Below are 24,820 nucleotides of genomic sequence, written 5' to 3' on the forward strand. Positions count from 1 at the left end.
TAGGTGCATGTTACTTTCCACTTTTTGCTGTATGAAAGTATGTCGGCGATTTTTGGATGTCCCAGGCACCTATCCAATTTATGCGAGTTTAAGAATGATAGAAAATACGTAATACATCGATAATAGAAAAACGAAAATTAAATAGGTCAACATGCTTCTTCTAAATGCACGCGGTGAAATTCCTGAAGTGAGAGCGTAATGGGTAGCTGTTAATCCGGCCAAAATGCCCATGATCAAAAACCACGGCTCATAAAACAATAGGGACCATAACGCCAGGCTGTGGACATCAAGTGAAATCCATCCAGTGAACTGAATAGTAATGATACCTGCCAGAAAAAGTGCTTTTGTAATCATCCCGCTGATTCCATGTGCAATTAAAATAGCAGTACAAAAAAGGGTAGGTATTAATATGAAAATACGGTGGATGTTTTTTCCTCCAATGAACGGCACCCAATTTGGGACCACTCTTCCCCATGGCTTGACAAGGGCAATTAAAATGAACCCACAGGCCATGATCAAGACGCCGGCAACGTAACTTGCCATTTGCAACGCTTCAGGATTCTTGTACTGGCCCGGAAGACCTAAAGTTCCGCCTGCAGCTTGATAAAATCGGACAAAAACGGCATACATGACTGCCCAAACGCAACCGAAGTAGGCTGGCCATACGGCTTTCCTCGACCATTGTTCAAAGACATTTAGCCTTTCGGTTTGAGCGTTCATATTGTTTGTTTTTTCATTCATCACGTAATCCTCCTTTTAACATCTTCCACAGCTTGAACATTGGCCGCGCCTGCGATAATAGTAGGCAATTGCGGCAAGCCCGAGAGCTACACCCCATGGCACCCAAAAAATCATCGGTCCCATCGTTCCCCAGCCTTGACTGAGTATAATATCGTCCATCGGCACGAGATGAAATGCAATGGCGAGGATACCAAACGTAAAGACCAAGCCTGCTGCGGTTACAGCTATGGCAATAATGGAAGCAGGGATCACTGCCAGCATGATGGGGACTCTTTTTCCACCAATTAACGGGAACCAGCGCGGAAAGACTTCACCCCATTTTTGAATCAAACCAAGAGTAAGGATTCCTCCGATTATACATAGAGATCCAAACACCCACTCTGTCAGACGTGCCATCGGATTAGCTCTCGAGAAATCCTTAAGGAATTGAGGATCAACTCCTAAGGGGATATCGAGTGCCCACGAGAATCGTATGAATGCATATGGAATGGGGGCAAACACTGCGATCATAGTCAGCCACCTCCCCCAACGAATCAATAAAGGTGTTTCTCCGTCATCGGTCCGCCCGCAATAGTCACAAGCATGACGCGTTTTTCTTTGGTAAACAAAGCAGACATCATCCAAAAAAGCGCGCCAATCACACAAAAAATTTGGTTCAACATTTGCCAGTTAAAAGCGAATTTAAATAAAAAAGCGTAAGCCATCGCGGCAATTAACCTGGTATCCGGAATAAACAGGAGCAAAGCAAGTGAGAACCCCCATGAATAGGTAATAACAATCCACTGATAAAAGGTCTTATATTGTGGTCTTTGAATGACCAGACCTATTCCAATTCCTATGAGACATAAAGTGACAAATACAATACCGCCAACTTGTACCGGAAGATGGGTAACCATGGCCGCGAACACTCCCATACCGTCATTTTTAAACGGATATCCGGCACCACCCGATAACCAATAGAGATGGAATGCTCCATACAGTGCCGACCATAACATGGCGGCATGGCCGATCCATAAGGGCCAGCTGTTAACTATTGTTTTTACCTCGTTATTCAGTGAGGTGATGTGAAATTCAACGTAATCATCCTTTCTTTTTCAAAAAAAATAACCTCACCTTCATCCTAATCAGTAAAGGTTAAAATGAAGGTGAGGTTTAGTTTAAATTTTGTTTAATTCATTTTTTTCATAGAGATAGATTTTCGTGCCCTTGGATGAACTTGTTAGTTTCCAGCCTACTTGCATTTCCTGAAGCATAAGTGACACGATGGAAAGGCCGATGCCGGCCCCTTTTTTGTCTGTTGTTACGTCCAGGCCAGGGCCTCTGTCTTCGATCAAAATGGCAGGTTTCCCTTCGTATTCGACGATTCTGACACCGATATAAAGTCCGGCTTTAGCGTGTCTCATGACATTTTGGTAAAAATTATCGAGGATGCGCATGAACCAATTCCGATCGATAGTCCAGATCCAAACCTTTTCGGGCAGATGAACATCTACATTAAAGCCTTCTTTCTCAAATACCGGATACCATCCTGCCATCGATTCCCGAATGAACCGAATCATATCCGTTTCTTCTTTTTTCAATGTGTATCTTCCGGCGGATAATAACGTGTACGAAAGGAGATTATCAAGCAAATGGCTTAAGAGATCTACCTTGTTTTCAATTAAATGAACTGAATCCTTCCCATTTGGCGTTAAAGGTTCTTTTTGTAATGAATAGGCATGCCCGCGAATGGCTGTGAGAGGTGTCCGCAAATCATGGGATATGCTGGCGATCAGCTGTTTGCGCAGTGCTTCTTCCTCTTGTTCATGTTGCCTGCTCTTTATAAGTTCATCGATCATATGATTGAACGCTTTGCCCAATTCACTAATTTCGTCTTTTTTATTAACTTTTATTTTATCGGGAATCCCGTTTTCCTTCGTTTTTGTCATGGCGGTTTGAAGATGAACGAGCCGTTTTCGAATCTTGAAGAAAAATAGCCACGAGACAAATAGAAACAGACCAAATACGAAAAAAGCATAGAGTGCCAAGTACTTGTCATCTACAGGGGAAAGAGTCGGAAGTTCTGCAACGGAGGCTGGTATTTGGAAAACCATAAATCCGTTGCTCTTGCCACTGCCAATATAAGAGACAAACGTAATCGGATCTTTATCGCTTTTATTCATAAACTCAATACTGTTTTCCAAGGTCCATTGACCTGGAATATTTTTTTGATCGGAAAGGATTATTTGGGTTTTACCCGACCCGTCCACCCAGAACATCCAAGAGAGCGGATATTGTTTCTTTAAAGCTCGGAGCTTCTGGTCAATCTGTTCTGAAGTGGCGCCATCCAGTTTAATCGCTTCCTGATGCCACATTTTCTTTAATTTGTCCCTATCCATATAATCGGTTTTTTGTTGAAAGTCCTTATCCAGTAGATAAGACGGCAGTAAATAGGCAGGTAAAACAAACGGCCAAATGATTAGTGCCACAATAATGATCAATAGATATTTTGCCAATAGAGAATGCCGGAATTTCATTGCTTCACCCTATATCCGATTCCACGGATGGTTTCAATAATTTGCGGCTCGCTCGGATTTTCCTCTATTTTTTCGCGTAAGTGCCGTATATGGACCATCAACGTCTTATCACCGGTTAAATAGGGAGTTTCCCAAATCGCTTCGAAAATTTGCTCTTTTGTGAGAATTTGGTTCGGATGGCGAAGCAAGTAAGTGAAAATTTGAAATTGCTTTGCCGTTAGGGTGATTTCATTATTAGTTCTTGTATCGACAATGCGGTTTTGGTCTAAGTAAATACTAAGATGGGATAGTTGAATAAGAGGCTGTGAAATCTTTCCGAACCGCCTTAACAGCACTTCCACACGTGCCGCCAACTCATCAGGATGAAACGGTTTCGTCACGTAATCATCGGCAAAATGGAGGCCTTGCAATTTATCGTCAATAGAGGTTCTGGCAGAAAGCATCAGAATCGGTGTTTCTGGATTTTCCTTCTTTAACCGCTGGCCGATCGAGAATCCATCTAATCCGGGAAGCATAATGTCAAGTATAGCCAGGTCGATGTCCTCCATATGATTTGGCGCGCGATCACCCGAGGTAAGCCAGGTCACTTGGTAGCCCCGTTTAGTTAAATCTTCGCTTAGCCAGGAGCCGATTTCCTTGTCGTCTTCAATGTACAGGAGTTTATTTTTCATGATTCCTACCTTTTGGATAATTTTTATTAGGGATTCAAGTTAACCTCATTTTATTAAATAAAGAAGTTTTTATTTGGTACAGGATTTTTGTCGAAATTACCTATAAGTATTCGATTCTACTCTAAAGTGGAATTTTCCTTCTTCTTTTGAAAAGTACCTGCCAATAAGCAGTGTCCTGTTTGCTTCTTTCAATCTTTCTAGATCTATATATATAAAGAAGCCGGGCATCCGAATGGGAGTGCCGGGCAAGATCTTCCTTTATAAAAGAATAACCGCTTCTTCGGTTTCCAGAAACCGTTTAGCGCATTTTGGGAATACTGCCCCTGTTGCACACCACTTCCAAAAGAAATCATTATTGTTTTTTCCAATCGCGCCTTGTAGCAGCAATCCTGGCAAAATACTCCCTGGAAGCCCTTTGGTGTGATAGGTCCTTCCATCTTCCAAGTCGTTTAGGACGAACACGCCTTCTATCACTGTATGTACCTCAAACACGGTGTCGAAATAGAGGTCGAATGCGCGCTGCTGTTTTTGGTACGCTTCAAAATCGTTTTGAAAACTGAAATCGGGATTATGGATATGGGGGAAATGCTGTAGGATAAGGGCATTTATTGCGGTTTCCCCGATTTTTATATCGGACTTATAAATATCGATATATTCCTTAACAATAGGGAGCCAGTCCGTTCCCGCTCTGCGATCAAGCCAGCGGACAAAGGTTTGGAGTTCTGCAAGCAGTTTTTCAGTTTCACGCCCGGTTTTTGATATCGGAATCCTGCTTGAGAGATGGGTAGTGAGGAATTCTTCCCAGAAGAGCGGGGTACATTCCTGCCAGGAAGTGGGACATAAATCTTCAAGATAATCAGTGAGATAATTTGAGAAGTGGAAGAGAAATTCATTTCTGATGGGGTCTTTCGGCTTGCGGAGTTTGTAGGCAATGAGGTCGTCTCCATAAAAGAGGGCAATCGCGCGGTTTCTCATTTTAAATGCAGCCCCGATTTGGAGCTTCTTTAGGAATTTTTCGCGTGTTTCGGTCTCGGTGATGGGGAGGGCAAAGGAATGGATTTGAAGTTTTTCGCAGCAATGTTCTGCGGCTAACCTGCTTCCGCAGCTGCATAACGGCCTTTTTCTCATACTGTTTTTCAACCTGCTTTCCTAAGGGATTTTTGCCTGAAAGTGGGGTAGATGGATTGTGGGGTATAGAGGCAAGTTCATTATACCAGTAAAATACAAAATTCTGGAAGAGGATTTTAGTCCGACAGTTGGCGGTTTTGTGACAATGAACCATTTCCCTGTACTAAGTAATAGTGGCATAAACAATGCCCTGAACAAAAATAGCTCCGAAAAGAGATTTTTGGCCCAGGTGCCTGAGACCCGGGCTTTTTGTAAAAAGAAACTAGTCGACAAATTTCGGGGAGTGCCAGTGAACCTTTATAGCGTAAGTCCAAACACATCCTTGGCCAATTTCTTAAATTGGTCGGCATTGATTTCTTCTTTTTCCATCTTTCCTTCTGTCCAGATTGTGGCTGAATTCCCCGCCAATGTGATGCTTCCTTTATCGGTCAGCCTGGTGATTAACAGCCTTTTATTGAAACCTGATGCCGGATGACTGGCAATAATCTGCTGGATTTCGTTTAAATCACTTAGGTCACGAACTGTATCCGCGGAATCAAAGGCATAGCCCTTTTTCCACTCTTTATCCTTATGCTTTAGCTTGATGTACAAACAAAAATCCCCATGTTCACTTGCTTCTTTTTGAACCTTAAATTCTCCGTTTCTTGATGAGACGGCTTCTCCTTCCAGTGGGACTGGTTTTAGCGGAATATTGATGCCAAACCCGGTATCCACAAGGTATTGCCTGCCTTTTTCCCGAAGTAGGATGGCTACATGTGTTTTTCCGGTTTCACTCCACTTCTGAAGTGTTTGGTTAAAAACAACCCCTCGTATTAACTTGGTGTCAAAGCCGTTTTCTAAAAGGAACAAATAGAGAATGGAATTCAGGTCATAACAAAGCCCTCCCTCATTCCTCTCGAGTATCTTTTCTTTGAGGGATTCCTCCGTAAATTCAGTCGTACTGCCATTCATAATGCGCACATTTTCAAAGGGAAGCGCCAGCGCGGCTTTTTCAAGTATCGTATCCAGGTTATTAAAGTATAGTGGTTCATCCCTTGGAAACCCAGTCCTTTTCCGAAACGTTTCATTAATCACAGTCATCTGACACACCTCCATACTACATTTAGTATATAAGGAAAAGAGGGGCTCCGCTAATGCGAAGCCCCCTATTAATCGGCGATCCGAATTTATCTGCTATGGGACATGGTTATATGCCTTTTGGGACCGCAACCTTTCTTTCCGAGCGTGTACCGGTGAGATGAATTTTTTCGAAAAATTCCTTGTTCATTTGTCCATAAAGCTGGTAAATGTTTAATCCCGGGTATGCTTCCAGCAGCCGTTCAATTTCCTTTTCTTTCGCTTTCACAAAAAGTGCCTTTTGCGGCACCCGGCCGGTTACTTCAATGGAATCAGGCATGGATAGGTTCGTTAGGTTTGTTAAAAGAACCCAATTGTGATGAGGTTCTTTTTTAAAACGGACATTTTCGTCCTGGTCAACGTAACCGAAGTGCTTTGGGTTAAGTTGGATTAAATCCTCGACAATGGCGCTTGCAGTTGGAAACTTTCCGGCGCCTGGCCCTTGCAGGGTGATGTTCCCAACGATATCCGCATCGATTGAAACGGCGTTTTGGACGCCCTCGACTGAGTACAACGGATGCGCTGGGCCAACGAGAACAGGTTTAACGGAGCAGCTAAGGCCCCGTACCCCTTTTTCTAGCGAGATCACATGCTTTACGCGGAGCCCCCATTCGGAAAATAAGCCGATTTCGGAGTGGGAGACCGCTGAGATACCTCTCCTCTTTACTGATTGCCATTCGGGTTGTTCCCCAAACGCGATTTGGCTTAACACCATCGCTTTATAAAAAGCGTCGTATCCTTCGATATCATTGGTAGGGTCTGCTTCGGCATATCCTTTCTCTTGGGCTGCTTGAAGTGCCTCCTGGAATGCTACGCCATCCTCGCGCATTTTGGTCAAAATATAATTCGAGGTGCCGTTAACAATTCCATCAATCCGCTCGATTTTGTTTACATTCAATAGGGTCCTCAGCGTTTGGATTGCCGGTATTCCTCCGGCGACAGTCGCTTCATATCCGCATGCAACACCATGTCGGGAAGCATGTTCCAACAGCTCATTTCCGTGGTAAGCAAACATTTCCTTATTCGCCGTAATGATGTGGCAGCCTCTTTCGATTGATTTTTTCAAGTACGAAAAGCCCGGTTCCCGGCCTACGATTGCTTCAATGACTACATCAAGGTTAGGCAGGTTTAAAATGTCTTCGAAATTTGAGGTAAGAAGGATGTCATCTTCTGGGAGAGTGTGTTTTTCAACGTTTCTCACCAGTATGCCTACTACCTTTACATTTTTCCCAAGGAGTGCCTTTAGCCTTGATTGATGGGATTTGATTGTTTCGTATACTCCTTTGCCGACTGTGCCAAAGCCCAATAAGGCCACATGGATGTCCGCCACTTGATCTCCTCCTCAACTATTACAGGGCAGCCTGAAGGATTCCTGCCCATTTTGAAAACTCGGCAAGGAATCCATCATGCCCAAATTCAGTGCTCACTTCTACATAATCCGCTTCTTTCCCTGCCTCCTCGAGGGCTTCCGCGATTTCTTTCACCTTTTCGGGAGGATACAGTAAATCGCCTGTAAAGCCTAACAGCAGGGTTTTCGCCGTGATCTGCCCGATTGCCTTTTTCCAACCCTGCCTGCCTCTGCCGATATCATGGGAGTCCATCGCCTCGAGCAAATACAAATAGCTATTGGCGTCGAATCGGGCAGAAAGCTTTTGACCCTGGTATTTCAAATAGGATTCTACCTGAAACGTATCCGCGTTCTTAAGCTCTCTGTTGAATCTTTGATTGAACAGCGCGCCAGTCCGGTAGGTGACCATCCCGACCATTCTCGCGATTTCCAGCCCCGAAATCTTGTGGCCATCTGAATAAGAGCCGCCATTCCAGGCCGGGTCCCGCTTGATGGCATTCCTGCCGATTGAGTTAAAAGCAATTCCGTAATCGCTGAGGTAGGGGGTGACTGCCATTGGAATGATCAGCTCCGCGAAATTGGGGTAGGCGGTTGCCAATTCAAGCACCTGCATCCCGCCAAGCGACCCTCCGATTGCAGCTTTGATTTTGTCGATGCCAAGTTTCCGGAGCGCCAAAACTTGTGAATCGACAATGTCCCGTATCGTTATTTTCGGAAAATCATACTGGTAAGGCTTTTTTGTCAAAGGGTTCAGGCTGGTAGGGCCGGTTGATCCAGAACAGCCTCCGAGTACATTGAACGTAATGACTTCGTATTGGCTCGTATCCACATACATTCCCGGGCCGATTAGGCCATGCCACCATCCGGGCTGTTCTTCCGTGCCGACTGTATACTGGTTGCCTGTTAGGGCATGGCAGACCAAGATGGCGGGGCCGCCTTTTTTCCCGGCCTTCTCAAAGGCGAGTTCGGCATCGGGGAGCACCACGCCCGATTCAAGCCGAATGTCTCCAATGTAAATCTTTCCATATTCCGGCGATAGCGCCAAATCGAACCTTATTGATAAACCCTCGGCTTTCATTGCTGTAGCTGTTCCTCAGGCTTAGCTGAAATACCGGTCGCTTTAAAGAAAGCCTGGTCCAAGTCATCCTTCAAATCCTTAAGTGATTCAAGCCCCACAGAAAGCCTGATCAGTTCTTCGGTAGTACCGCTTTTTGCAAGGTCTTCTTGACTCAATTGCTGATGTGTGGTGGACGCAGGATGGATGATTAGTGATTTTGCATCGCCGACATTCGCCACATGCGACCACAATTTGATGTTGTCGATCACTTTTTTACCCGCATCACGGCCGCCTTTGATGCCAAAAACAATAATCGATCCAAAACCGCCGCCAAGGTATTTTTTCGCAAGCTCATGGCTTGGGTGATTCTCCAGGCCAGGGTAGGAGACCCATTCAACAGCTGGATGGTCTTTCAAGTAGTTTGCAATTTCGAGCGCGTTTTCACTATGCTTTTGAATTCTCAAGTGCAGTGTCTCAAGTCCCTGCAGCAAGAGGAAAGCACTATGCGGGCTTAACGATGAACCCAAGTCCCTTAACAGCTGCACGCGAAGTTTAATGATGAATGCCAGCGCGCCTACATCCTGGGCAAAACGAAGGCCATTATAGCTTGCATCCGGCTCGGTAAAGCCAGGGAACCTCTCATTATTCCAATCAAACCGGCCTGCATCAACAACAAGGCCTCCAATTGTTGTTCCGTGCCCTCCGATCCATTTGGTCGCCGAATGGACAACAATGTCCGCACCCCATTCAATCGGCCTGCAGGCGTATGGGGAAGCAAAGGTGTTGTCAATGATGAGCGGAACGCCATTTTCATGGGCGATTTTTGCTACAGCTTCAACATCGAAAACATTCAGGCTTGGGTTGCCAATGATTTCGCCAAAGACCGCCTTTGTTTTTGGCGTGATGGCCTCGCGGAAGTTTTCTGGATTGGTCGAGTCAACAAAGCGGACTTTAATGCCGAACTTCGGAAGCGTCACGGCAAATAGGTTGTATGTGCCGCCGTATAAGTTTTCCGCGGCGACGATTTCGTCGCCAGCCTCCGCGATGTTCATGATGGTCAAGGCAATCGCAGCCATTCCGGAAGAAACAGCAAGAGCTGCCGCGCCGCCTTCAAGAAGGGCAATTCTTTTTTCCAAAACATCTGTTGTCGGGTTCATGATCCGGGAGTAAATATTTCCTGACTCGGCAAGCGAGAAGAGGTTTTGGGCATGATCCGTACTGTCAAATACATAAGAAGTCGTCTGGTAAATAGGGACGGCGCGGGATCCTGTTACGGGATCAGGGGTTTGCCCGCCGTGCAATAAAAGTGTTTCAAGGCCTAAGTTTTCATTTTGATTTGTCATTGTGTCTTTCCCTCCAATTTGTAGTTCCAATGTAATTCGGGCAGTTAATGGATTCTTTTTAAAACAAAAAACCCCTCTCCATAAGAAGAGGGGGGTTCCTCCTCTTATCTTCCAGGCAAAAACGCCTGCAGGAATTAGCACCTTTTCAAGCTTTCGCCTGAAGGTTGCCGGACTTCATAGGGCCTGACCCTCCGTCACTCTGGATAAGAGATTTCATATATAGTTTTTTGATAAGTTTTAACCGCCGGGTGTTATAGAGGATTATAAGTGAAGACAAGAACAAAAGTCAACCGAAAATTCGAAATGTTTTCGTTTTTCATTTTTTTGTAAATGGGTTATAGGCGTTCCCATATAGGATTTGAATTTCAAATGTACAGCGTGAAATTGTAAAATTTACTTTGCTTTTTTGAAGAGGAGGTTCTCAGTTTTGGGCGAAGGATATAGTATAATTGTCGGAGAGAAGGAGGTGATAGGGAAATGGAAGAACGGCTGGAAAGAATGGAAACGATGTTGGGCCAATTGGTTGGCATGGTCGGCAATGTGATTGCAGAGCAACTGAAAATGCGGCAGGAATCAAACGGTTTGCGTCAGGATTTTGAATCCGAAAAACAGAAGAACGCAGAACGCCACGAAGAAATACTCGGCAAGTTTAAGGCAATGGAACTGGACCGGGATTTCATCTAGGAAAAAACCGCCCGCAATGAGCGGGAGATTGAAGTCCTCAAAAGAAGGCTCGGTTAATCTCTCCAACACGATTCCCTCAGAAAATCCCCAATTACTTATTCAACTAAATAGAAAAAGGTGCGAAACCTTGTCCACAATAGGATGGTGTTTCGGACCTTTTTAAATCCAGAGGCAGCCGCTTGATACATCCTAACTATGTTTACCAGCAAAAAAATTATCGTCTTAATAAACTACCTTGAATGACGAGACATTTTCGGTTGTTTTTGTCAAAATCAGGGTGATGCCAGTCGCTTGAAAGGGTTTTCAGAGTGTGATACATTCATTACGTAAACGTTTTCGTTTTAGAAGGCAGTACGGATAAAGAAGGTGGGAAATGGCGGGTATGGCTTCTACAATAAAAGATGTCGCGAAGAAGGCAAATGTGTCAATCGCAACAGTTTCAAGGATTTTGAATGGCCAGCCTGGTTATTCAGAGAAGACGAAACAAAAAGTTCTTCAAGTGATTGAGGAACTTGGATATCAACCGAATGCTGTTGCAAGAGGCTTAATCAATAAGAAAACTCATACAATTGGTGTGTTGTTTCCATCCTTGTGGGGTTCGCTGGTGACAGATTGGTTAAGCGGAATTGAAAAGGCGGCAAGTGAGCAAGGTTCGAGTGTCATTGTATGCCACACGGAATCCAATGGTGAGAAGACGATAAAGTACCTCCAGCTTCTAGGAGAAAAGCGCGTGGACGGAATTATTTTCGTAAGTGAAGTATTAAAGAAAGAATACTTTCAAGTAATTAGAAAAATGAATGTTCCACTTGTCCTTCTATCTACTAAATCTGATTCATTACCCGTTCCCTATGTAAAGGTTGATGATTTTCAGGCAGCTTATTCTGCAACGGAGTATCTAATCCATAAAGGGCATAGAAGCATTGGTATGATCAGCGGTAACAGTGAAGATATCATAGCGGGTAAGCCAAGGATTGATGGATTTATTCAAGCCATGAAGGACAATGAAATTCCTCTTGATGGGAATAATATTGTCAAAACAAGAGGCTTTGGATTTAATGAAGGGAAGACCGGCCTTCGGGAACTATTAAGCCAAAAACCAGATACCACTGCCATTTTTGCTGCAAGTGATGAAATTGCGATTGGGGCTATTTCGACAGCCACTCTTCTTGGAAAAAAGGTTCCGGAAGATATATCCATTATCGGGTACGATAATATCAATCTTGCAAGCATGTCAGTTCCACCGCTGACAACTATCCACCAACCATTCATTGAGATGGGCGAGATTGCCGGGAAGATGCTGCTGAACATGATGGGAACTGACAAAGTTCCTGAGAGCAAAATTATCGAACATACGGTTATTGAACGAAACAGCGTAAAGGAAATATAATTCCATTCCTTTACTTGCCGTTTTACGTAAACGTTTACTTTTGTTTTGAGTATTTACGTGAACGTTTACTTGTTTTTTAGATTAAGATAGAGTTCTTAGAATCAATTTTTTTATTTATTTACGTAAACGTTTACTCAGTATCTTTCTAAGGGGGAATTCCTATGTTAAAGAAAAAAATTGCAATGGGTTTTATGAGTGTTGCCCTTGGCGCAGCCATTTTGGCAGGCTGTTCTTCTGGTGATGGAGCAAGTGGGGATGGGAAGGTTACGCTTCAGCTATTCTCGAATAAATCGGAAAACATAAACACCTATAAAGGGCTTATCAAAGAATTCGAGGAGCAAAATCCGGATATTAAAATTAAGCTCGATACCCCTCCAGAGGCTGAAACGGTCCTCAAAACCCGTCTAACGAAAAATGATCTTCCTGACTTGATGGCAATCGGAGGGAACGCAACTTATGGAGAATTGGCAAGGGCTGGGGTCCTGCATGACTTCTCTGATTCCGAAATGCTCAAAACTGTGCAGCCTTCCTATGTGGATATGATCGGAAGATTGGTTGGCCCGGATACAGAAGGAACCTTTGGATTGCCATATGCGACGAATGCAAATGCGGTCATCTATAACAAGGAAAAGGTCGATGCGCTTGGCATTGAAGTACCAAAAACATGGGATGAATTTGTTGCGGCATTGGAAAAAGCAAAGCAAGCTGGCGAAATTCCAATTTACTTTACATTAAAAGATGCCTGGACTGGGATGATTGCTTGGAATTCACTGGGCGCTAATATTGCCGGCGAAGACTTTGCAGAGAAGAAAAATAAAGGCGAAGCGAGTTTCGTAGAAAGCTATGATGAAGCTGCGGACAAAATGCTGACACTCACGAGCTTTGGGCACAAAGATAACATGGGAGTTGGGTACGGTGACGGCAACAATGCGTTTGCAGGCGGAAAAGGGGTCTTCTACCTGCAAGGTAACTGGGCTATCCCTGAAATTAAAAAAGCAAACCCGGATATTCAGCTTGGCGTATTCGCGATGCCTGTTACAAACGACCCGGCCCAAAATAAACTCGTATCTGGCGTCGACGTTGTCCTGACAATGAATAAAGACACTAAGCACAAAGAAGAGACGACTAAATTCCTTGAATTCATGATGGATAAAGAAACGGCGAAAAAGTACACGGACGAACAGAAAGCATTCTCTGCCATCCAGGATGTTTTCCAGGAAGACCCGGTATTTGAAGGGATTAAAGAAAACTTTGAAACGGGCGCTCTTACTAGCTTCCCTGACCACTATTACCCTGCAGGAATGGGAGCGGACGGCTACCTGCAAGAATATGTAGCGAAAAAGGACAAGCAAAAGTTCTTGAAAAAACTGGATGCTGAATGGGAAAAGGTCCAAAATCGTTGATTGGAAAGACAGGGCATCGGTTGTTTTGATGCCCTGTCCCTTCTATAAAAGGGGGAACTACCTTAATGAAGAAAAGTAACTTTTACTTGTTGGTTGCTGTCCCGGCATTCGCCCTTTTCTTTATTTTTCATACTTATCCTGCTTTACAGGGGATATTTTATAGTTTTACAGATTGGAAGGGTTACGGAGACTGGAACTTCGTGGGAATCAAAAACTATATAAATGTCTTGAAGGATGACCGGGCAGGGCATGCCTATTTGTTTACGTTTAAATTCGCAATTGTAACGACGATTCTAGTAAATATCATTAGCTTGTTGGTTGCGATGGGATTGAACTCGAAGATTAAATTCCAAAAAACATTAAGAGCCGTATATTTTCTGCCCTATATTTTAAGCATCCTGATTGTGGGATTTATCTTCAACTTTATATTCGCCCATATGCTTCCACAAGTCGGCGAGACCCTTGGCTGGGGTTGGCTTGCGAAGAATATATTGGGGGACCCGGACCTTGCCTGGCTTGGTATCGTTTTGGTTGCCGTCTGGCAGTCGGTAGCGTTCAGCACGATTCTATACTTGGCAGGACTCGTTACGATTTCCGAGGATTTGTACGAAGCTGCCAGCATTGACGGCGCCGGAGCTTGGAGGAAGTTCTGGAGTATCACTTTCCCAATGATTGCCCCATTTTTCACCATTAATATGGTTTTGGCAATGAAAGGGTTTCTTCAAGTATTTGACCAAATCGTCGCACTTACTGGAGGAGGCCCGGGAAGAGCGACAGAATCGATTGCGCTCCTCATTTATCGGGGAGGATTTGAAGGCGGGGAGTTCGCTTATCAATCAGCCAATGCTGTATTGTACTTCATCGTCATTGTTGCCATATCGGTCTTCCAACTGAGAGTTTTGAACAAAAGGGAGGCTAGGTATGAATGACTCAAAATAGGACTAACTGGACCGTCACGATTCTACTAATCTTAGGCTCATTACTGATTCTTTTTCCATTGTATCTTACCATTACTATTGCGTTTAAAACGCCGCCAGAAATGGCGGGGAACTTGTTGGGACTTCCAAAATCCTGGTCGTTCGATAATTTTACCCGGGCTATTGAGATGACTAATTTTTTCAACGCATTAAAAAATAGTGTAATTGTCTCTGTGGTTGTCACTTTTTTCACCGTGCTTACAAACTCTCTGGTTGCTTATGTAGTGGCGAGGAACATGCATAAAAAGTTCTATAAATCTTTGTTTTATTATTTTCTGAGCGCGATGTTCATACCTTTCCCGATTATTATGCTCCCGCTTGTTAAACAAACAAGTGCCTGGGGTATGGATAACTTGGGAGGTTTAATCATTTTATACATTGTCTTTAATCTTTCCTTCAATGTTTTTATTTACATTGGTTTCATTCGCTCGATTCCTCTCGAGCTGGAAGAGGCAGCGATAATGGATGGTGCCAGCCAATGGAAAGTTTTTTGGAAGGTTATTTTCCCTTTGCTTGCACCAATGAACGCAACTGTAGCGATTATTACTTCGCTTGGCGCATGGAACGATTTCATGCTGCCGCTGGTGCTTCTCAGCGACCGGGAAATGGCGACACTTCCATTGGTACAGTACGTCTTCCAATCCCAGTTCAGCACCGACTATAATTTGGCATTCGCATCGTATTTAATGGCGCTTGCCCCGATGATTGTTGTTTATATCTTTGCCCAGAAGTGGATTATTAACGGGGTCATGAAAGGTTCTATAAAATAGTAGTAGAAGAATGAAAAGTGACCGGAATGGAGTGGTTTTTTTGCAAAAGAAATGGTGGAAAGAAAGTGTCATCTATCAAATTTATCCTCGAAGCTTCAAGGATTCGAACGGGGATGGAGTAGGTGATTTGAACGGAATTACTGAGAAATTACCGTACTTGAGCAAACTGGGCATCGATGTTATCTGGCTTTCTCCGGTATACAAATCCCCTAATGATGATAACGGATATGATATTTCGGATTACCGGGATATTATGGATGAATTTGGCATAATGGCAGACTTTGACCGAATGCTTGAAGAAGCCCATAAGCACGGAATAAAAATTATGATGGACCTTGTTGTGAATCATTCAAGCGATGAACACGATTGGTTTAAGCAATCCAGATCGTCCAAGGATAACCCTTACCGGGATTATTACATTTGGAAAAAAGGAAAGGATGGGCAGCCGCCAACCAACTGGGGCGCTGCATTCGGCGGAAGTGTTTGGGAATATGATGAGCGGACAGGTGAATACTACTTGCACCTTTTTAGTAAAAAGCAGCCCGACTTGAATTGGGAAAATCCTGTCCTAAGGCAGGAAGTGTATGACATGATGCGCTTTTGGCTCGATAAGGGTGTCGACGGGTTCCGGATGGATGTAATCAACTTCATATCCAAGGATACGAATTACCCGGAGGGCGAAATTGAAAATGGGCTCCCATATGGAAATGGCAGCAAGTATTTTATGAATGGGCCAAGGATCCATGAATTCCTCCAGGAAATGAACCGCGAGGCTCTAAGCGGCTATGACACGATTACAGTTGGTGAAATGCCTGGGGTATCCATTGAGCAAGGACAGCTTTATACAGGCGAATCAAGAAAAGAACTGAATATGGTTTTCCATTTCGAGCATGTTGGGCTTGGAGATGGAATGTATGGCAAATGGGATCCGAATGAATGGAAACTGACCGATTTAAAAAAGATTTTTACAAAATGGCAAAAAGGCCTTGAGAACGACGGCTGGAATAGCTTGTACTGGAGCAACCATGATCAGCCGCGCGCCATTTCCCGCTGGGGCAACGATTCGGACGAATATCGGGTGATTTCCGGGAAAATGCTCGCCACCTGCCTTCATATGATGCAAGGCACGCCTTATATTTACCAGGGCGAAGAAATTGGGATGACGAATGTAAAGTTCGATTCGATTGAAGAGTATCGGGATATTGAAACATTGAATGCGTATCGCGATTTGACCCCATCGTTCCTGTCACATGAGGAAATTTTCAAAGGCATCCATGAAAGAAGCCGGGATAATGCACGGACCCCGATCCAATGGGATGGGAGCGCGAACGCAGGCTTTACAGAAGGGACGCCCTGGATCAATGTCAACCCTAATTATAAAGACATTAATGTAGAAGCGGCTCTTGCAGACAAGGACTCGATTTTCTATTATTATCAAAAATTGATCCAACTTAGAAAACAGAATGACATCATTATCTATGGAACGTATGATATCATCCTTGAAGATGATGAACAGATATATGCTTTCACAAGGACTCTTGAAGATGAACAGCTCCTGGTGATTTGCAACTTCAGCAAGAAGACTCCTGGCTTTATTTTGCCTGAGGGGATTGAATACTCAACTAAAGAGCTGCTGATTTCAAACTATGAAGTAGATGCAAATGAGCCAATCGGACAATTGCAGCTAAGGCCGTATGAAGCAAGGGTTTACCGGTTGAAGAAGTAAGATTTTAAGAGGGGGGCGATGCGGTTGCCCCCTTTTTTGGGGAGGGAAAAGAATGAGGAAAACGTGGTGGAAGGAAAGTGTCGTTTATCAAGTCTATTGGCGAAGCTTCCTGGATACGGACGGAGACGGGTATGGAGACTTGCGGGGGGTTATCGAGAAACTTGATTATATCCAAAACCTCGGAGCCGATGTAATCTGGCTGAATCCGTTTTACGTATCTCCCGACAAGGATAACGGCTACGATATTGCAGATTACTACTCCATTATGCCAAAGGCGGGTACAATGGAGGATTTTGATGAACTCCTCGCCGAGGCGAAAAAGAGGGGACTCCGAATCATCATGGACCTGGTTGTCAATCACACCTCCAATGAGCATCCCTGGTTTATCGAATCGAAATCCAGTAAGGATAACCCTAAAAGGGACTGGTATATTTGGAGGGATGGCAAAGACGGCAATCCTCCAAATAATTGGCGATCCTACTTTTGGCCTTCAACGTGGGAATACGACAAGGTTACCGGACAATATTATTTCCACTCATTTGCAGTAGAGCAGCCTGATTTAAACTGGGAAAACAAGGAGCTCCGCAACGCGATTTATAACATGATGCATTTTTGGCTAAAAAAAGGGATTGACGGGTTCCGCCTTGATGCCATTGCTCTTCTTTCAAAACCTGCCGGATTCCCGGATGCGGAAGTGCCTGAACATATTGGCTATCTTGCAAACAATCCTGGCGTCCACGATTATTTACAGGAAATGAACAGGGAGGTTTTCAACCATTATGATGCCCTGACAGTCGGGGAAGTGGCGTTCGTTTCGCCTGAAGAAGGGTTGAAATATGTAGATGAAAGCCGTGGTGAATTAAATACACTATTCCATTTTGAAGTTTGTGACGAAATGCCGGAGTGGGATTTGAAGCGGTTCAAGGATATTCAAAAACGCTGGTACCAAGGATTATGGGGCAAGGGCTGGAATTCACAGTTCCTAAACAACCATGACCATACCCGCCTCGTGACAAGATACGGCAATGATGGAAAATACCGTGTAGAGTCGGCAAAGCTGTTTGCCGCCATGCTCCATACGCTTCCTGGCATGCCATATATTTATCAGGGTGAAGAAATTGGTATGACCGGCGTCCGTTTTGAAACGATTGACGATTATCAGGATATCGCCATGAAAAATCGGTATTTGGAATTGACAAGTAACGGCGTGGATCCCGATGAAGTATTAAAGCTTCTCCAGCCGCTAAGCCGGGATAACAGCCGTACACCAATGCACTGGGATTCCAGCCCGAATGCCGGATTTACAAAAGGGAGCCCGTGGTTAAAAGTCAATCCGAATTACAGGGAAATCAACGTAGAAAAAGCACTTGAGGATAAAAATTCGATTTTTTATTTTTATCAAAAATTAATCAAGTTGAGAAAAAGCCATCCTGTTTTTGTTTATGGAGATTACCAGCCGATTCAGGAAGCGCGGAATGAAATTTATGTGTATAAACGCAAGCACGAACAGGAAAGTTTGCTTTATGTCGGGAATTTTTCCGAATCGGTACAGGAAATAAATGTGGAGGCAGAATTTGATTTGACTGGTGCGGAATTGCTCTTAACCAATTACAAGGGAAGCGAAACTCATGGTAGCATTTTACGTTTAAATCCTTATGAAGCGAGAGTGTACCTGAAGTAAAATTCCATTGTATGAAAAATAGATTAAATGAAAAGGCAGTCCTACAAAATGAAGGGCTGCCTTATTGCGTGTATGGCAGAAAAAATCACGAGAAAAATAGTGGCCATTGCATCAATATAGAGAGGGAGTATAGCTCAGTTTTTGTTATCATAAGGATAGGAAGTCGAATTACCAGGATTGCCCCATAGCATCCTACTAGCACTTATTTGGAGGCGGAACATGAAACAGCGAATTGTTTTTATTGGCGACAGCATTACGTTTTCGGGAAAAACTGAAACCGATTCCATCGGTACCGGCTATGTGCGTTTGCTTCACGATTGCTTAAAGGTAACCTATCCGGAACGGGATATGGAGATTTTTAATAAAGGCATTAGTGGGAACCGGGTGAGCGACCTGGCAGAGCGCTGGGAGCGGGATGTCCTAACCTTGCAGCCGGATTTCGTGTCAATTTCCATCGGTATCAATGATGTTTGGCGGCAGCTGGATTCACCTGAAATAGAACAAATTTATCCCGAACAGTATGAGGTAATTTATGATTCGATACTGGCTGATTTGAAGCGAAAAACAAATGCAGCTATTGTATTAATGGAGCCTACAGTGATTGTTGAAGATAGCGAGAGTGAGGGGAACCGGAAGCTCGTCCCTTATGTTGAAATTGTACATAAATTGGCGGACCGTTATGGCGCGACACTTGTGCCCACCCATCAGGCGTTTATCCGCTATTTGAAAAATGGCGGCGTCCATCCTATTACAACCGACGGCGTCCATATGAACAGCATGGGCGATATGCTTATGGCTAAAACCTGGATACAGGCGGCTGGGGGATTATTCAAGTCCTGAACTAAAATATTTAAGTGCCGAAAAGGAAAGCTGATTACGATCAGTCATTTGAAATCGGAGTAGTATAGTGCGAGGTCATCCTTCTTTCCGTTTCGGAAAGGAGGCGATAATTATAAAATGAATAGTTAACGGTCCTTTTTGTATAAAAAGGGCTGTTTTTTCTTTTTGGTAATCAATTTTAAAGGGAAGCTAGGCATTTTAGGTTATTTTACCGAAATTCACCCAGATAACACCCCATCATAAAACCTCAAAATGAACGCTTTTTAAGAGAGTAGGAAATATATCCGGGTTTTTGTAACGAATATCCGGGATTTTTAAAATATATCGGGGTTTTTCGTATGGTTATCCGGGAATTCAAGGCATGTTACCGGATTTGTCACAATTTATCCATTTTATGGAATGTGTTTTCCTGAGAAACGGACAGCCAACCCCACAGTGCCAATCAACTACCCGCAACGATCCGGTTGAATGCTCCAAATCCCAAATCAGTTTTCCGCATGAACAAAAAAAGACTAAATTCTTTCATAAAACCTTCACTCTTTCGCCATAGATTCCTTCTAAAAAATGTGGGTTTCCCTACTATACTCATTATATAAGAATACCACTGTATTTATCGTGAAAAATGGGAAAATTATCAAACTTCTACTGCGGAAGGAGAATGAAATGGAATTGGCAAAACGTATAGTTTCCACATGGCATATTTACCGACGGAAAGAGAAATCCGTTAACCATCAAAAAGAGGGCCTGAAAAACAGGATTCAGGAAATATGAATGAAAACCAAAGATAAAGCTTTAAATGGTTCTTTACCCGGAGATAGGAGTTTTTAGAGCTTGATCGTATTTTATGCATAATAACCATTTTTAAACAGAAAAATGTCTAAGTTATTGTGAAATATTGAACAAAGTTTGGCGGGTATCCAGCCTGTGAAGAGTCTATCTATACTTCTACTTTTGTTCATTATTTAGCCTGATAAAAAAATAGAAGGGAGTTAATGAAATATGAAATATATTTTAATCCTGATTGTACTGTCCGCTTCACTGCTAGGTTGTGAGCAACAAGGAGACAACAGCATGAAAGAGAAAATTAATTTCGTTCCAAACGAGGAGTATGTTGGAGACCCATACCCTGAAGTAAACGAGGAAATGAAATTAACAAACGAAGAAAAGGCGGATTTCGAGAAGCTGCAAAAGGAAATCCAAAAAGAAAAAGAGGCCGAATGATATGGCCGCTATAAAGGAAACAGTGATGTCGTTAGATGAACAGTTGTTATATTATCAGTTGTTTTGCCATTACTATCGAGGGGATATGCTCCATTTTGGTTCAGCAGAATGGAAACAACTTGGAAACGTTTTAACAGAATACAAGCTTGCAAAGTTAAATGGCGAAGCGGGCAAGGCGATACAATGCCTTGAAGAAGTCGATGCCGCAGCCATCCAGGCATTTGAATATGACTACAACAGGCTATTTGTTGGCCCGAATAAATTGCTGGCGTCCCCGTATGAATCGAGTTACCGGAATATTGAAGGGACTGTTTTGCAGCAGGAGACATTGAAGGTGCGGAACTTTTACCATCATGCCGGACTTCAGGTAGCGGATGAAGGGCAGATGCCGGATGACCATATCCAATTTGAATTGGAGCTGATCCTGCATCTCTTAAATGAACGAAATGACCAGCTTTATAAGATGTTTTTGAAAAAGCATCTTTTGCAATGGGCATTCGAACACTGCGCACGGATTATTAAAAATAGCGATAATTCAATCACCCGTGCGATGGCTATTTTACTAAAAGAATTTTTGCATTCTGAAAAACAGATGATTGAAGGTGAAGATAGATGTTGACTGAAAACTTTTCCCGCCGGACGTTTTTAAAAGGTTCCGCGGCCCTAAGCTCGTTGTTGGACCTTGGAGCGATTGGGAATAAAGCTGTGCGAGGCCTTGTCCCAACCGCCAATGCGAGCTCAAACGGCAAGAAACAGCAATTTTACAATGCGTGCCCGCGAAATTGTTATGATACATGTTCGATTGTAACAACAGTCGAGGATGGAAGAATCACATTTATTACAGGCAATGAAAACAACAACTATACGAAAGGCCGACTGTGTGTAAAAGGGAATACGTATCCGCGTGTTGTGTACTCCCCGGACCGGATTAAATACCCAATGAGGCAAAAAGGGCGCGGTTCGGGCAATTGGGAACGGATTAGCTGGGATGAGGCGTATACGATTATAGCGGAGAAAATTCTCGAGATTAAAAAGGAGTACGGGAGCACGCTGCCAATTTGCCTGAATAAGTATTCCGGAAACTTTAACATTCTCAACTATGCAACAGAAGGCATGCTATCGAGTATCGGTTATACGACAAGGGCCCAGGGGACGCCATGTGACCCGGCTGGTTCGGATGCGCAAACGTTTGATATGGGAACCGCCTACCCAAATGATCCCGAGCAATTTATGAATGCCAATTATATCATTCTATGGGGAGCAAATCCGGCATGGACATCCGTCCATTCAATGTACTTTATCGAGCAGGCGAAGGAAAAGGGTACTAAGCTTGTCGTTATCGATCCGCTCATTACCCAAACGGCTTCAAAGGCAGATGAATACATCCAAATTAACACGAGTACGGATGGGGCACTGGCTTTGGGGATGATTCGCTATATTCTTGATCATCACTTATACGATGAGGTGTGGGTCCAGAACCATTCGATTGGGTTTTCGGAATTTGTATCCTATGTGAAAAAGAATATTACCGTTGAATGGGCTGCTGAAAAAACAGGGGTGCCAAAGCCTGTCATTGAGCGGATTGCCCGTGAATATGCGACAGCGAAACCGGCGAATATTTGGATTGGGTTCGGCATGCAGCGCCATACAAATGGCGGTTCGATGGTCCGCGCGATCGATGCGCTTGCGGCAATAACAGGCAATATCGGAAAAAGAGGCGGCGGTGTGAATTATATCGGCGGTGAAACATGGGGCTTCAACTACCATACGATGAGCTTTGGAGTACCTGAAGGAACAAAGGGCGAAGCAGACCGTTATGTGAATATGAACAACTTTGGCGCGCAGGTGCTGGATGCCAATGATCCGCCAATCAAAATGATGTGGATCGCCTGCCGCAACCCAATTGCCCAGGATCCTGAGCCGAATGTCGTGAAAAAAGCTTTTGAAAAAATGGACTTGATTGTAACGGCTGACCTGTATATGAACCAAACGGTTGAGCTTTCCGATATTGTTCTTCCTGTCACAACTCCTTTTGAGACGGTAGGAGTTAATGTCAGCTACTGGCATTATTGGATGAATGTGAATGAGAAGGCGATTAAGCCGCTTTACGAAACAAAAAGCGACCTCGAAATTGCCATGGGGCTGTCGAAGAAGTTAAATGAGTTGGCACCGGACTCCTGCACATTCCCGGTTTCAGGCTCGCTTGAAGAGTGGGTCGAAAAGGAATTTAACGAGGGCATCAGGGAGTTGTTCGGCGTCAAAAGCTGGGACGATTTGCGTAAAAACGGCGGAACGGTGAAGGCGAAGGACAAGGTAACGGTCGCTTGGAATGACTTTAAGTTCAGGACCCCATCCGGGAAGTATGAGTTTTACTCGAAAAAGGCAGCCGAATATGGGCACCATCCGCTGCCGGTATTTGTTGAAGAATATAAAGCTCCGGAAGGTTATCCAATTCGCTCTATTTCCCCGCACTGGAAGCTAGGCATTCATAGCCAATTCCAGCATATTGACTGGCTCGATGCAATCCACAGCTACCCGGTAGTCGAAATGCATCCTGATTTGGCGAAGAAGTACAACATCAAGGATTTGGACATGGTTCATGTTAAAAATGAAGCAGGGTATTTAACCTTGCCGGCAAAATTAACGAAAACCGTTCCAACAGATACAGTCGTCATGTATGAGGGCTGGTGGAAAGACGTGAATTACACGGAAAATTTCAACGTGAAGGCCATCCCTTCGGATATGGGTGATTATAGTAAAGGCCAGCGCGGAATCGCCTTCCATGATAACTTTGTCAAAATTGAAAAAGCGTAAGGAGGAGGGGAGCCAATGGCCAAAAAATTAGGCTTTTTAGTTAATATTGATCGTTGTATCGGCTGCCACGCCTGTGAAATATCATGTAAAAGCTTTTATCAGCTTGAACCTCAGATGAGGAGGAGAACGGTAAGGGAACTGCCAGAGGACCTGGTCGGATCTCCTGTCCGCGCCTTTGTATCAACGGCATGCAACCATTGCGATGAGCCTGCCTGTAAAGCGGCTTGTCCGGTTGGGGCTTATACAAAGCGCGAGGAGGATGGCATTGTTGTCCATAACCAGGAGCTTTGCATCGGCTGCCAAATGTGCGGAAAGGCTTGCCCTTACGGAGTACCACAATACAATCCTGTTAAGAAGAAAATGGATAAGTGCAGCATGTGTTACGAGCGGCTTGATGTTGGTGAATCTCCGATTTGTGTCTCAAAATGCCCGCTGGAGGCAATTGAAATCGTCGATTACAATGAAGTCCAGCTGGCAGGTACGGTGAGCGTGGTACCGACATTTGCGGATCCGTCCATTACGCGACCAACCACTCAATTTATTTTGCCTAAACCGGGCAAGCAGTTTAGGAGGGCCTAACGATGCATGATCTTCCACTTGTAATCTTCACCGTAATCTCACAGCTTCTACTAGGCGGGTTTGTGGCCTTTTGGTGGCTCGACCGAACAAAAGTCGGCATTTCGAAAAATACAGGGCTGCTAATTTTACTTTCGCTCCTTGCTCTAGGAGGCATTTCACTGTTGGTATCGATGCTCCATTTAGGCCAGCCGCTGCATGCGTATCGTGCGATCTTGAATTTCGGCGTCTCCTGGTTGAGCCGAGAGATTGTGTTTTACGGAGCATTCCTTGGATTCATACTCCTTTACACATGGTTTTGGTACAAAGAGGATGCCGCAAAGCGGGGCGTAATCGGATGGATTGCTTCCGTTATTGGAGTCATCGCAATATTTTCATCGGCAAAAATTTATATGATCCCTGCGATTCCAGCTTGGGATAGTGCCAATACACTGTATGCCTTCTTTTTAACAGCGCTTTTGTTGGGCCCATTATATGTAGCCGCGTGTTTAGCGATCAGAAGGGAGCAGGCGGTTAATATTTCACGCCTTTCAATTCCAGCGCTAATTGCGGCAGCCATTGTCGCGGTTGTCTATTTTTCTACCTTGCTCGCAGGTCTGCCAGAAGCAGTGGAAACAGCGAAATTAACGTTCGGCCATGTCTTCTTCTGGGTAAGGGTCGTGACATTCCTTGCAGCCTCGGCTCTAATGCTTTTATCGTATAAAAATAGTGGGTTTCGGAATGTGAAAATCTATTCGGCCGCTTTCGCAGTCCTTCTGGCCAGTGAATGTTTGGGCAGGTTTTTATTTTATGAAACAGCGGTCCATTTGTAAGTAGAACAA

General features: G+C 44.1%; 22 protein-coding genes, 1 pseudogene and 1 riboswitch. Of the genes and pseudogenes, 13 read left to right on the top strand and 10 right to left on the bottom strand.

Annotation, left to right across the window (positions count from 1 at the left end; all coding sequences use genetic code 11):
* Positions 1 to 78 precede the first annotated feature (78 nt).
* From V1499_RS07365 to V1499_RS07410, 10 genes and pseudogenes are all read right to left on the bottom strand, one after another.
* Positions 79 to 741, bottom strand: a complete 663-nt coding sequence (locus V1499_RS07365; protein ID WP_409275041.1) for a DUF3995 domain-containing protein — start codon at positions 739 to 741, stop codon at positions 79 to 81.
* Between the two features lie 15 nt (positions 742 to 756).
* Positions 757 to 1,137, bottom strand: coding sequence for a hypothetical protein (locus V1499_RS07370; protein WP_409275043.1), 381 nt, complete (start codon positions 1,135 to 1,137; stop codon positions 757 to 759).
* Positions 1,138 to 1,274: 137 nt separating this feature from the next.
* Positions 1,275 to 1,637, bottom strand: a complete 363-nt coding sequence (locus V1499_RS07375; protein ID WP_409275045.1) for a hypothetical protein — start codon at positions 1,635 to 1,637, stop codon at positions 1,275 to 1,277.
* A gap of 261 nt (positions 1,638 to 1,898) precedes the next feature.
* Positions 1,899 to 3,257 (bottom strand): histidine kinase dimerization/phospho-acceptor domain-containing protein, encoded by a 1,359-nt coding sequence (locus V1499_RS07380; RefSeq protein ID WP_409275047.1) that lies wholly within the window; start codon positions 3,255 to 3,257, stop codon positions 1,899 to 1,901.
* Positions 3,254 to 3,928: a response regulator transcription factor gene (locus tag V1499_RS07385; RefSeq protein WP_409275049.1), complete on the bottom strand. Its 675-nt coding sequence runs from the start codon at positions 3,926 to 3,928 to the stop codon at positions 3,254 to 3,256. The genes V1499_RS07380 and V1499_RS07385 overlap by 4 nt, the downstream gene beginning before the upstream one ends.
* Before the next feature lie 258 nt (positions 3,929 to 4,186).
* A complete protein-coding gene (locus V1499_RS07390; RefSeq protein ID WP_409275051.1) occupies positions 4,187 to 5,056 on the bottom strand; it encodes a hypothetical protein in 870 nt (289 codons plus the stop codon).
* A gap of 297 nt (positions 5,057 to 5,353) precedes the next feature.
* Complete coding sequence (locus V1499_RS07395) at positions 5,354 to 6,136, bottom strand: arylamine N-acetyltransferase family protein (protein WP_409275053.1); 783 nt, start codon at positions 6,134 to 6,136, stop codon at positions 5,354 to 5,356.
* 106 nt (positions 6,137 to 6,242) lie between these two features.
* Positions 6,243 to 7,502, bottom strand: a complete 1,260-nt coding sequence (locus V1499_RS07400) for a homoserine dehydrogenase (protein ID WP_409275055.1) — start codon at positions 7,500 to 7,502, stop codon at positions 6,243 to 6,245.
* A gap of 19 nt (positions 7,503 to 7,521) precedes the next feature.
* A complete protein-coding gene (gene metX, locus V1499_RS07405; RefSeq protein ID WP_409275057.1) occupies positions 7,522 to 8,598 on the bottom strand; it encodes a homoserine O-acetyltransferase MetX in 1,077 nt (358 codons plus the stop codon).
* Between the two features lie 8 nt (positions 8,599 to 8,606).
* A pseudogene (locus tag V1499_RS07410) lies at positions 8,607 to 9,920 on the bottom strand (O-acetylhomoserine aminocarboxypropyltransferase/cysteine synthase family protein); the annotation flags it as partial.
* A 101-nt stretch (positions 9,921 to 10,021) separates the two neighbouring features.
* Positions 10,022 to 10,130: riboswitch (SAM riboswitch) on the bottom strand.
* 267 nt (positions 10,131 to 10,397) lie between these two features.
* On the opposite strand from V1499_RS07410, the gene V1499_RS07415 reads away from it, so the two are divergent.
* The 13 genes from V1499_RS07415 (at position 10,398) to V1499_RS07475 (ending at position 24,811) form a co-directional block, all read left to right on the top strand.
* Positions 10,398 to 10,604 carry a hypothetical protein gene (locus tag V1499_RS07415; protein WP_409275058.1) on the top strand — a complete coding sequence of 69 codons (207 nt, stop codon included), beginning with the start codon at positions 10,398 to 10,400 and terminating at the stop codon, positions 10,602 to 10,604.
* 382 nt (positions 10,605 to 10,986) lie between these two features.
* Positions 10,987 to 11,991 carry a LacI family DNA-binding transcriptional regulator gene (locus V1499_RS07420; protein WP_409275060.1) on the top strand — a complete coding sequence of 335 codons (1,005 nt, stop codon included), beginning with the start codon at positions 10,987 to 10,989 and terminating at the stop codon, positions 11,989 to 11,991.
* Positions 11,992 to 12,152: 161 nt separating this feature from the next.
* Positions 12,153 to 13,394, top strand: coding sequence for an ABC transporter substrate-binding protein (locus tag V1499_RS07425; RefSeq protein ID WP_409275062.1), 1,242 nt, complete (start codon positions 12,153 to 12,155; stop codon positions 13,392 to 13,394).
* 65 nt (positions 13,395 to 13,459) lie between these two features.
* Complete coding sequence (locus tag V1499_RS07430) at positions 13,460 to 14,323, top strand: carbohydrate ABC transporter permease (protein ID WP_409275064.1); 864 nt, start codon at positions 13,460 to 13,462, stop codon at positions 14,321 to 14,323.
* Positions 14,320 to 15,141, top strand: a complete 822-nt coding sequence (locus V1499_RS07435; RefSeq protein WP_409275066.1) for a carbohydrate ABC transporter permease — start codon at positions 14,320 to 14,322, stop codon at positions 15,139 to 15,141. Before V1499_RS07430 ends, V1499_RS07435 begins: the two co-directional genes overlap by 4 nt.
* 40 nt (positions 15,142 to 15,181) lie before the next feature.
* Entirely contained in the window at positions 15,182 to 16,867 is a 1,686-nt protein-coding gene (locus tag V1499_RS07440) for a glycoside hydrolase family 13 protein (RefSeq protein WP_409275068.1), read from the top strand.
* Positions 16,868 to 16,919: 52 nt separating this feature from the next.
* Positions 16,920 to 18,548: an alpha-glucosidase gene (locus V1499_RS07445; protein WP_409275070.1), complete on the top strand. Its 1,629-nt coding sequence runs from the start codon at positions 16,920 to 16,922 to the stop codon at positions 18,546 to 18,548.
* Positions 18,549 to 18,767: 219 nt separating this feature from the next.
* On the top strand, positions 18,768 to 19,388 hold the full coding sequence (locus V1499_RS07450) for an SGNH/GDSL hydrolase family protein (protein ID WP_409275071.1): 621 nt from the start codon (positions 18,768 to 18,770) through the stop codon (positions 19,386 to 19,388).
* Between the two features lie 999 nt (positions 19,389 to 20,387).
* Positions 20,388 to 20,609, top strand: a complete 222-nt coding sequence (locus V1499_RS07455; protein ID WP_409275073.1) for a hypothetical protein — start codon at positions 20,388 to 20,390, stop codon at positions 20,607 to 20,609.
* A 1-nt stretch (position 20,610) separates the two neighbouring features.
* Positions 20,611 to 21,228 (top strand): molecular chaperone, encoded by a 618-nt coding sequence (locus V1499_RS07460; RefSeq protein ID WP_409275075.1) that lies wholly within the window; start codon positions 20,611 to 20,613, stop codon positions 21,226 to 21,228.
* Positions 21,222 to 23,423 carry a molybdopterin-dependent oxidoreductase gene (locus V1499_RS07465; protein ID WP_409275077.1) on the top strand — a complete coding sequence of 734 codons (2,202 nt, stop codon included), beginning with the start codon at positions 21,222 to 21,224 and terminating at the stop codon, positions 23,421 to 23,423. The genes V1499_RS07460 and V1499_RS07465 overlap by 7 nt, the downstream gene beginning before the upstream one ends.
* 15 nt (positions 23,424 to 23,438) lie before the next feature.
* Positions 23,439 to 24,002, top strand: coding sequence for a 4Fe-4S dicluster domain-containing protein (locus tag V1499_RS07470; RefSeq protein WP_409275079.1), 564 nt, complete (start codon positions 23,439 to 23,441; stop codon positions 24,000 to 24,002).
* Between the two features lie 2 nt (positions 24,003 to 24,004).
* Entirely contained in the window at positions 24,005 to 24,811 is an 807-nt protein-coding gene (locus V1499_RS07475; protein WP_409275081.1) for a dimethyl sulfoxide reductase anchor subunit family protein, read from the top strand.
* The last annotated feature ends 9 nt before the right edge of the window (positions 24,812 to 24,820 follow it).

This window comes from Neobacillus oceani (assembly GCF_046237595.1).
Classification (GTDB): domain Bacteria; phylum Bacillota; class Bacilli; order Bacillales; family Cytobacillaceae; genus Bacillus_D; species Bacillus_D oceani.

Excerpts from the sequence above, each read along its gene's own strand:
- V1499_RS07420 (WP_409275060.1), top strand. The coding sequence starts at position 10,987 with ATGGCTTCTACAATAAAAGATGTCGCGAAGAAGGCAAATGTGTCAATC.
- V1499_RS07450 (WP_409275071.1), top strand. The coding sequence starts at position 18,768 with ATGAAACAGCGAATTGTTTTTATTGGCGACAGCATTACGTTTTCGGGA.
- V1499_RS07425 (WP_409275062.1), top strand. The coding sequence starts at position 12,153 with ATGTTAAAGAAAAAAATTGCAATGGGTTTTATGAGTGTTGCCCTTGGC.
- V1499_RS07415 (WP_409275058.1), top strand. The coding sequence starts at position 10,398 with ATGGAAGAACGGCTGGAAAGAATGGAAACGATGTTGGGCCAATTGGTT.
- V1499_RS07395 (WP_409275053.1), bottom strand. The coding sequence starts at position 6,136 with ATGACTGTGATTAATGAAACGTTTCGGAAAAGGACTGGGTTTCCAAGG.
- V1499_RS07470 (WP_409275079.1), top strand. The coding sequence starts at position 23,439 with ATGGCCAAAAAATTAGGCTTTTTAGTTAATATTGATCGTTGTATCGGC.
- V1499_RS07370 (WP_409275043.1), bottom strand. The coding sequence starts at position 1,137 with ATGGCACGTCTGACAGAGTGGGTGTTTGGATCTCTATGTATAATCGGA.
- V1499_RS07455 (WP_409275073.1), top strand. The coding sequence starts at position 20,388 with ATGAAATATATTTTAATCCTGATTGTACTGTCCGCTTCACTGCTAGGT.
- metX (WP_409275057.1), bottom strand. The coding sequence starts at position 8,598 with ATGAAAGCCGAGGGTTTATCAATAAGGTTCGATTTGGCGCTATCGCCG.
- V1499_RS07385 (WP_409275049.1), bottom strand. The coding sequence starts at position 3,928 with ATGAAAAATAAACTCCTGTACATTGAAGACGACAAGGAAATCGGCTCC.
- V1499_RS07475 (WP_409275081.1), top strand. The coding sequence starts at position 24,005 with ATGCATGATCTTCCACTTGTAATCTTCACCGTAATCTCACAGCTTCTA.
- V1499_RS07375 (WP_409275045.1), bottom strand. The coding sequence starts at position 1,637 with ATGGTTACCCATCTTCCGGTACAAGTTGGCGGTATTGTATTTGTCACT.
- V1499_RS07465 (WP_409275077.1), top strand. The coding sequence starts at position 21,222 with ATGTTGACTGAAAACTTTTCCCGCCGGACGTTTTTAAAAGGTTCCGCG.
- V1499_RS07365 (WP_409275041.1), bottom strand. The coding sequence starts at position 741 with ATGAATGAAAAAACAAACAATATGAACGCTCAAACCGAAAGGCTAAAT.
- V1499_RS07460 (WP_409275075.1), top strand. The coding sequence starts at position 20,611 with ATGGCCGCTATAAAGGAAACAGTGATGTCGTTAGATGAACAGTTGTTA.
- V1499_RS07430 (WP_409275064.1), top strand. The coding sequence starts at position 13,460 with ATGAAGAAAAGTAACTTTTACTTGTTGGTTGCTGTCCCGGCATTCGCC.
- V1499_RS07390 (WP_409275051.1), bottom strand. The coding sequence starts at position 5,056 with ATGAGAAAAAGGCCGTTATGCAGCTGCGGAAGCAGGTTAGCCGCAGAA.
- V1499_RS07380 (WP_409275047.1), bottom strand. The coding sequence starts at position 3,257 with ATGAAATTCCGGCATTCTCTATTGGCAAAATATCTATTGATCATTATT.
- V1499_RS07445 (WP_409275070.1), top strand. The coding sequence starts at position 16,920 with ATGAGGAAAACGTGGTGGAAGGAAAGTGTCGTTTATCAAGTCTATTGG.
- V1499_RS07435 (WP_409275066.1), top strand. The coding sequence starts at position 14,320 with ATGACTCAAAATAGGACTAACTGGACCGTCACGATTCTACTAATCTTA.